Origin of the sequence: Aliidiomarina sp. (genome assembly GCF_047920995.1) — a bacterium.
Classification (GTDB): domain Bacteria; phylum Pseudomonadota; class Gammaproteobacteria; order Enterobacterales; family Alteromonadaceae; genus Aliidiomarina.
On record NZ_JBLRWZ010000001.1, the window covers coordinates 141,634 to 149,395 of the forward strand.

Sequence of the window (7,762 nt, forward strand, 5' to 3'; positions counted from 1 at the left end):
CCTCAAAGGCCGAATACAACTTTTTCGCTGCGCAGCATACGAGTTACTACAGCCACTAAAGCTGCCGTAGCCAACACCGTTACCCCTGCGCCCGCTAACACCATTAACCAATTAATATCTTGGCCGCCAATGGTGTTCAACAACATACGGTGCTGCGACGTTACCGGCAGCAAGCCGAGTGCTGGATGCTCAAAGCGGGTGAATTCCACAGCGAAAATAATCGCAACGGGAATAAACATTACCAGTGAAATATAGGTTTGCGCTTCTTTAAATGATTTTGCTCGGAAGCTCACAAACAGTTGTAGAATACTAGCAAACGCAGCCAGCGGTACAAGTACCAACATCATGCTTAGCTGCTCAACAAAGCTAATATTAAAATCGATGCCCAGCTTTTCTAGTGGCACAAAAATAAATACCAGTGGAATAAGCAAAATACTCAGCACCGCTCCTGCTAGGGCAAAGGTTGCAGCGGCACCGGCTTTCGCCATCACTAACCAATGAGTAGCCACTGGCTGAGCTAAAAGAAACTCAAGGGAATTGCGTTCGCGCTCCCCTGCACTGCCATCAATGGCCACGTTCATGCCAGAGAAGAAAATTGCCATCAACACAAATACCATTACCGTGCCAAGAATCATGGCAGCGCGGGCTTGTTTCGTTGCGGTGTCTTGCTTATCGATACGAATCGGGGCAATCACCTCGGCACTGATACCGCGTAACGTGAGGCGGTGGCTGGCGATAGTATTGTTGTACTCACGCAACGCACTTTCAACCCGGCTACGGGCACTGCTATCACTGCGCTCAGAGTAATCCGCACGCACCGTAATAAATACCGATTTCGCACTGGCAATGTGCTCTTGGTAGTTACTGGGGATGTGCAGTTCTATATCGCGCGCTTGCTGTTCTTCGTTACCGGCAAAAATGCGCCGATCGCCCAAGAAATCCACCAAGGCCGGTGCGTGTTCAGCACCTTCAATATGCACATACACATCGCGTTCAGATACCGCGTCCTGAATGATCATCATAAACGCCACGGCCATCATGATGGGGCCGAAAAATGCATATGACATAGCTGCCATCAACGAACGGCGATCACGCAGGGCATCTTTCATTTCTTTTAACCAAACGGTCATAAATACTGATTTCATAACATGATGCCCTCTTCAGTGCCGATTAACTGCACAAAAGCGTCTTCAAAACTTGCTTGGCCCGTGCGTTCACATAGTTCGGTAGGGCTGCCTTCCGCTACTACTTGGCCAGCCACCATAATCACCACGCGATCACACAGCGCGGCAACTTCTTGCATTACATGGCTTGAAAACAAAATACAGCGCCCTTGTTCACGCAAACGAAACAGCAAATCACGTAAAATACGGGTACTCATTACATCTAACCCGCGGCTGGGCTCATCTAAAATCAAATTCTGGGGTTGATGCACAATAGCTTGGCCAAGCGCTACTTTCATGCGTTGCCCTTGTGAAAAGCCACTCGTGCGGCGATCTGCGATATCATTCATCTCCAAATCATCAATTACTTGCTGTACCGCTACTTTACGGGCATCACCGTGTAAGCCATGTAAAGCCGCGAAATAAGCGATGTGCTCGCGCGCCGTTAAACGTTCTTGTAAGCCAAATTTATCGGGGAAAATACCAATGCGCTTGCGCACTTCTAGCGGAGCCACCGATGCTTCAATACTATCTACCGTGGCGCTGCCCGTATCGGGTTTAATCAAACCATAAATACTGCGCAGGCATGTGGTTTTACCGGCGCCATTGGGGCCTAGCAATCCAGTAATTTCGCCATCGTTGGCATGAAATGAAAGGCCCTTAAGCGCTTGCACATCTTTGTAAGCTTTTTCTAATCCGTTGGTTACAATCATTTCTTACATCCCCGCTGCGTTAACGTTGCGAATAAACGGCAGCAAACGCGTGCGGCTTAAACAGGCGCCATCCACTTCATTGCTTGGGTTATCAAGAAACTGCGCAATCAGGCGATTGGCACAGGTGTGGCTCATAATAGTGTGGCCCCCAAACTCAGCCACTAAATGCTGGCTGTTGGTTAGGGTTTCTGCAGCAATGTTGCCCCATTCTGGTGGTGTTACCGGATCTTGCTCACCCGAGAGCAATAGCGTACGAATATCGCTTTGTACTGGTTCGGCATGGCGCTCATCAGGCAAGGATTGCACTGGCCAGCCGGCGCAAATTTTCTGAAAATCATAGCCCGTTCTGCCACCAATAAAGCGGTTATCGGCATCATCGGCTAATAGCTCAGCGCTGGCCCGCGGCATATCTTCTTGGCAGATCACTGAGGCCAATAAACCAACATATAACGGGGATTCACCATCAAAGGCACCTATCAAACCCGATAACGGCCGCCAGTTACCCTGATACGCCTCGCTAATTACCAGCGGTAGCAATTGCCTACTGCGCGGCGAATACAACGCCCCGCGCAACGTGCTTGCCAAGCGAGATGCGGTCATTAATATTTCGCGCGGCTCATCGCTGCGAGCATCATTCATCAGCATGCGTTCCGGCTCTGCTTGCAGGCGTTCGCGCAACGCATAGTACGTGGCGGCTATATCACCAAACTGCTCGGCACAGCCGCTGTCGTTGGCGCAATCCGCCACCATTAAATCAAATGCCCGTTGGCTATAGGTGCCAAATGGGCCAATTACTACTTGTGTAGGCGCCACACCATCGAGAACTACACTGCGCAATGATTCCGGCGCTTCACGCATCCATACGAGCGCTGCACGAGTGCCATACGAACCGCCATACAAATTCACCTGCTGGTAGCCAAAAGCTTGGCGCACCGCTTCAAAATCTTGAATGGCATTTACCGTGTTGTACTGCTGAAAATCATGCTCAAACTCAGAGGCACATTCAGCCATTGCCGCAGCAAGATCAGCTGCATCATCCGGCACCAATAAATCTTCTAATACCGAGATCTCACATTGCATGCCATTCGATTTACCAGTACCGCGCTGATCTACCAAGATAATATCGCGCCGTTGCCGCACATCGCGAAAGATCTGCGCAATAACCCCGGTTAGTTCCGTTGCGGCTTGGCCTGGGCCACCGGCAAGAAAAAACAGCGGATCAGCGGCCGCGCCTGAGCTCACCGCTGGTAAACGCACGATGTTCAAGGCAATGGTTCGGCCATTCGGTTGCTTATAGTTTTCCGGAACCGCTAACGTAGCGCACTCAACTTGTTCATCAAGGCCACGCACATGGCAAGGTTCGGTTTGCAGCGCTGTAGCGCGTTGCGAAGTATTCGTAGGAAGTTCGGTATTATCTGCAGCATTTGCCGCATACACAGATATGCTGGCCATGGTCCACAGCGATGCTGCAACCAGCCATTTTGGCGAGGTTCGCGTTATCATTTGTTATCTCTCTTGTTAAACGCTAGCTAAGGTATACTTTGTACCGAGTTCAAACGGTTACTGCAATAGCGGTTTACATTTGCTAACAAAAAACCCGCTATTCGCTCTCGGCGTGCGCTGAGTTGCGCTCGTATAGGTAGCCTTTGTAATTAAGAGGATTAGTAGCTTCGGCAGTATGTTCACGCAACAAGGTACGCTGCCATTCATCGGGTTGATATTCAGGAAAGTACGTATCGCCATCTACCTGTAAATCGATTTGGGTAATATACAGGCGCGTGGCCATCGGCAGGAAAGCAGCGTAAATCTGCCCACCACCAATAACCATCACTTCTTGTAGGTCAATGCCATCGGCCGCAGCAGCAGATTTGGCAATCTCTAGGGCCTCTGTAGGGTTGCTGGCTGCACTCACGCCTGCTGGTAGGGCATTCGGCTTGCTGGTAATTACGATGTTGTGGCGGCCCGGCAAAGGCCTACCAATTGAGGCAAAGGTGTGGCGCCCCATAATGATAGGTTTACCGAGGGTTAATTCTTTAAAGTACTGAAGTTCACTGGGCAAATGCCATGGCATATCTCCATCACGGCCAATTACGCGGTTATGAGCCATCGCGGCGATCAATGAGATATGCATGCTTAGTTCCTTTTTCCCAGTAACAACATGAAAATGTTAAGGCTTATAAATTACATGACCATCATCAGGTTCTTCTTCCCAATCATCGTCTTCGTCATCTAAATCATCTTCCAGATCATCGCCCCACTCTTCATCTGCTTTGCGCATCTGTTCATCGTGGTAGTTGGTCCACTTAAACTCTACTGGCGCTTCATCGGTTATTTCTGGCGCTTGCTCTTTCGGCAGCTCTTCCAAGTACACCATAATCGCTTGAATTAGCTCTTTACAAGCTTTGCCAGTAATCGCCGAGAGCTCAAATACCGGCCCTTGCCAATCTAAGCGCGCAACTATTTCAGCACGGCGCTCGGCCAATGTTTCTTCATCTACCAAATCAGTTTTATTCAATACCAACCAGCGCGGCTTGGCCGCTAACTCTGGGCTGTATTGGGCTAATTCGGCAATAATCGTTTCTGCGGTATCGGCCGGATTCGATTCATCAAATGGCGCGATATCCACCAAATGTAACAATAAACCACAGCGCTCTAAGTGCTTCAAAAATTGAATACCTAAGCCAGCACCATCTGCCGCACCTTCAATCAAGCCCGGGATATCTGCCAATACAAAGCTTTGGCTAGGAGAAACCCGCACTACACCCAAGTTTGGGGTAATAGTGGTAAACGGATAATCTGCTACTTTCGGTTTGGCAGCTGAAACCGAGCGAATTAAGGTAGATTTACCTGCATTCGGCATACCCAACAAGCCCACATCCGCTAACAACATCAATTCCAGTTGTAAAATGCGGTGTTCGCCTTTGGTGCCATCAGTTTTTTGCCGTGGCGCACGGTTGGTACTGCTTTTAAAGCGCGTGTTGCCTAGGCCATGGAAGCCGCCTTTCGCAACCATTACGCGTTGCCCATGAGCGGTTAAATCGCCGATAGTTTCGCCGGTTTCACGATCAATAATACGCGTACCCACAGGTACCGTAATGGTTTTATCTTCGCCGCGCTTACCGGTGCAATTGCTGCTTTTGCCATTTTCACCGCGCTGGGCACGATGCAAACGTTCAAATTGGAAATCGATAAGGGTATTCACGTTTTCATCGGCAATTAACCAAACATCACCACCATCGCCGCCATCGCCGCCATCAGGGCCGCCTTTAGGGATGTATTTTTCACGGCGAAAGCCGATGCAGCCATTGCCGCCATCACCTGCTTCTACGCGAATTTCTGCTTCATCTACGAATTTCATGGTTACTGCCTGTTTTGCTCGATGCTTGAATAAAGACAAAAAAACCCCGCACTCGGGCGGGGTTTTCGGGAAAACCTGTGAAGTTCTTAGTCAGCGTAAACGCTGATGAACTTACGGTTTTGTGGTCCACGCTGTTCGAAAGTAACTTTACCTTCTACTTTGGCGAATAAAGTGTGGTCACGACCAACACCTACGCCTTCACCTGCATGGAACTTAGTGCCCCGCTGACGAACCAGAATGTTTCCGGCTAGTACAGTTTCACCGCCATAACGCTTCACACCTAAACGTTTGCTTTCTGAATCGCGACCGTTACGTGTGGAACCACCTGCTTTTTTATGTGCCATCTGTCTCTACTCCTCTTAAGCGCCAATACCAGTGATTTTCACTTCCGTGAACCACTGACGATGACCCTGTTGCTTGCGTGAGTGCTTCCGACGACGGAACTTAACGATAGTAATTTTATCGCCACGACCATGGGTCACTACTTCTGCTTTAATCTTGCCACCTTCAACGAAAGGTGCACCAATTGTCACGTTTTCACCATCAGAGAGCATGAGCACTTGCTCAAACTCAACGGTATCACCGGTAGCTGCTTCGAGCTTTTCCAGGCGAACGGTCTGGCCCTCGGTGACACGGTGTTGTTTACCGCCACTTTGAAAAACCGCGTACATATTTTTCTCCAATGCCTTTTACAGGCGCTACAAACTTAATTTAGGTCGCGGATTTTACGGAAAAATCGCGCTTAGCGCAAGCGAATTATATAAAAATGATCAAACTGGCAGAAATTTGTAAATCAGGTAAAATCAGCCGCAAATATTATGTAAATAAAGAGCCAACCCACAATGGATTTATCTGCCGTACGCACGCTTAGCGATGCTGATATGCGTGCTGTAAACAACATTATTACAGCACAATTAAGTTCTGATGTCGCGTTGATTAACCAGCTGAGCTTTTACATTATCAACAGCGGTGGTAAGCGTTTACGCCCCCAACTGGCGGTGCTTACAGCACGCGCATTTGGTTATGCAGGCAACAAGCATCACCTCTTGGCGGCAATCGTAGAGTTTATTCATACAGCCACATTGCTGCATGATGATGTGGTAGATGAATCACTCACCCGGCGCGGCAAAGAAACGGCCAACGCCTTATTCGGCAACGAAGCCAGCGTATTAGTGGGCGATTTTCTTTATACCCGCGCATTTCAATTGATGGTACAAACCGAGAGCATGCGCGTGCTCGAAGTACTCGCTGATGCCACCAATATTATCGCCGAGGGGGAAGTGTTGCAGCTAATGAACTGCAATGATCCCAACACCACCGAAGCCTCTTATTTCCAAGTTATCTACAATAAAACGGCAAAATTATTTGAAGCAGCCACCCAGCTTGGTGCCGTGCTTGCTGAACAAAGCCCTGAAATCGAACAAGCCGCCGCTGATTATGGCCGCTATTTAGGTAACGCTTTCCAGTTAGTGGATGATTTACTCGATTACACTTCCGATGCCGAAACCATGGGCAAAGATGCCGGCGATGATTTAGCTGAGGGTAAACCTACCCTGCCACTGCTGTATGCGATGTGGAACACTGATGCAGAAAACGCTGCGCTGATCCGTAGCGCCATTGAAGAAGGTGGCCGCCGCGATGCACTAGAACCCATACTCGCTGTTATGCACAGTACTGGCGCTTTAGAATACACCCGCAATAAAGCGCTGGAGCAGCGCGATTTAGCTGTTGCCGCACTCGCACCTTTCCCCGATAACGAGCATAAGCAAGCGCTGATTGCGCTGGCGAACCTTGCGGTGGAACGGTTGGCGTAAAGCCACATAGTACACCGCAAACAGCCAAATAAAAGCGGCTAACTTCCCGGATTTTTGTACCATCGGTAACCATTGAGCACCAATACTGCAGCAAAAAACCGCGCTTGGCATAGCCGAACGCGGTTTATTCACACATCACCAATGGATGGCAATATAGCAATCAAGCTTTACTGATTGGCGAAATCGATACCCATTTGGATGTCTTTTTTCAGGCCATCTAGCATATCGGCTTTTGCTTTTGCTTCAAAATCGCTGAGCTCGCCATAAGGTAGAATTTCTTCAATACCATTTGCGCCCAACACAACGGCTTGCGCAAAATACTGAGCATCACTGCCATCGCCTTCAACATAAGCATATTCAGTAACGTGAACACCTTGTAGGCCCTTCACTACAGCTAAGCAGAAACGTGCTGCCGCTTGGCCCATTGATAGGGTTGCAGAGCCGCCGCCAGCTTTGGCTTCAACCACTTCGGTACCAGCGTTTTGAATGCGGTGCGTAAGTGATTCGATTTCTTCTTGAGTGAATTCAACGCTTTTCACTTGTGAAAGCAATGGTAAAATCGTGGTGCCACTATGGCCACCAATTACCGGCACTTGCACGTCTTCTACCGGAATACCTTTGAGCTCGCCCACAAAGGTTTCAGCGCGAATCACATCAAGCGTGGTTACGCCGAATAAACGATTTTTATCGTAAACACCTTTCGCTTTTAATACT

Annotated in this window: 8 protein-coding genes and 1 pseudogene; 1 reads left to right on the forward strand and 8 read right to left on the reverse strand. The window is 49.0% G+C overall.

Features of this window, described 5'->3' with window-relative positions; all coding sequences use genetic code 11:
• Nucleotides 1-2 precede the first annotated feature (2 nt).
• From ACNA7P_RS00680 to rplU, 7 genes are all read right to left on the reverse strand, one after another.
• On the reverse strand, nt 3-1,145 hold the full coding sequence (locus ACNA7P_RS00680; RefSeq protein WP_416256677.1) for an ABC transporter permease: 1,143 nt from the start codon (nt 1,143-1,145) through the stop codon (nt 3-5).
• Nucleotides 1,142-1,876: an ATP-binding cassette domain-containing protein gene (locus ACNA7P_RS00685; RefSeq protein WP_416256678.1), complete on the reverse strand. Its 735-nt coding sequence runs from the start codon at nt 1,874-1,876 to the stop codon at nt 1,142-1,144. Before ACNA7P_RS00685 ends, ACNA7P_RS00680 begins: the two co-directional genes overlap by 4 nt.
• Before the next feature lie 3 nt (nt 1,877-1,879).
• Nucleotides 1,880-3,379 (reverse strand): alpha/beta hydrolase, encoded by a 1,500-nt coding sequence (locus tag ACNA7P_RS00690; protein WP_416256679.1) that lies wholly within the window; start codon nt 3,377-3,379, stop codon nt 1,880-1,882.
• A gap of 97 nt (nt 3,380-3,476) precedes the next feature.
• Nucleotides 3,477-4,007: a type 3 dihydrofolate reductase gene (gene folA / locus ACNA7P_RS00695; protein WP_416256680.1), complete on the reverse strand. Its 531-nt coding sequence runs from the start codon at nt 4,005-4,007 to the stop codon at nt 3,477-3,479.
• A gap of 36 nt (nt 4,008-4,043) precedes the next feature.
• Complete coding sequence (gene cgtA / locus ACNA7P_RS00700; protein WP_416256681.1) at nt 4,044-5,234, reverse strand: Obg family GTPase CgtA; 1,191 nt, start codon at nt 5,232-5,234, stop codon at nt 4,044-4,046.
• An 86-nt stretch (nt 5,235-5,320) separates the two neighbouring features.
• The gene (rpmA, locus tag ACNA7P_RS00705) at nt 5,321-5,578 is read right to left on the reverse strand and encodes a 50S ribosomal protein L27 (RefSeq protein WP_416256682.1); all 258 of its coding nucleotides are present in this window, start codon (nt 5,576-5,578) and stop codon (nt 5,321-5,323) included.
• A 15-nt stretch (nt 5,579-5,593) separates the two neighbouring features.
• Nucleotides 5,594-5,905: a 50S ribosomal protein L21 gene (rplU, locus tag ACNA7P_RS00710; protein WP_007420752.1), complete on the reverse strand. Its 312-nt coding sequence runs from the start codon at nt 5,903-5,905 to the stop codon at nt 5,594-5,596.
• Nucleotides 5,906-6,076: 171 nt separating this feature from the next.
• Between rplU and ispB the strand changes: the two genes are divergently transcribed.
• The gene (gene ispB / locus ACNA7P_RS00715) at nt 6,077-7,048 is read left to right on the forward strand and encodes an octaprenyl diphosphate synthase (protein ID WP_416256683.1); all 972 of its coding nucleotides are present in this window, start codon (nt 6,077-6,079) and stop codon (nt 7,046-7,048) included.
• Between the two features lie 167 nt (nt 7,049-7,215).
• On the opposite strand, the pseudogene ACNA7P_RS00720 reads toward ispB, so the two are convergent.
• Nucleotides 7,216-7,762, reverse strand: a pseudogene (locus tag ACNA7P_RS00720) (malate dehydrogenase); the annotation flags it as partial.

What these genes read in the sequence shown, in the direction of transcription:
- ACNA7P_RS00680 (WP_416256677.1), bottom strand. Translation starts at nt 1,145, where the DNA reads ATGAAATCAGTATTTATGACCGTTTGGTTAAAAGAAATGAAAGATGCC.
- ACNA7P_RS00685 (WP_416256678.1), bottom strand. Translation starts at nt 1,876, where the DNA reads ATGATTGTAACCAACGGATTAGAAAAAGCTTACAAAGATGTGCAAGCG.
- ACNA7P_RS00690 (WP_416256679.1), bottom strand. Translation starts at nt 3,379, where the DNA reads ATGATAACGCGAACCTCGCCAAAATGGCTGGTTGCAGCATCGCTGTGG.
- folA (WP_416256680.1), bottom strand. Translation starts at nt 4,007, where the DNA reads ATGCATATCTCATTGATCGCCGCGATGGCTCATAACCGCGTAATTGGC.
- cgtA (WP_416256681.1), bottom strand. Translation starts at nt 5,234, where the DNA reads ATGAAATTCGTAGATGAAGCAGAAATTCGCGTAGAAGCAGGTGATGGC.
- rpmA (WP_416256682.1), bottom strand. Translation starts at nt 5,578, where the DNA reads ATGGCACATAAAAAAGCAGGTGGTTCCACACGTAACGGTCGCGATTCA.
- rplU (WP_007420752.1), bottom strand. Translation starts at nt 5,905, where the DNA reads ATGTACGCGGTTTTTCAAAGTGGCGGTAAACAACACCGTGTCACCGAG.
- ispB (WP_416256683.1), top strand. Translation starts at nt 6,077, where the DNA reads ATGGATTTATCTGCCGTACGCACGCTTAGCGATGCTGATATGCGTGCT.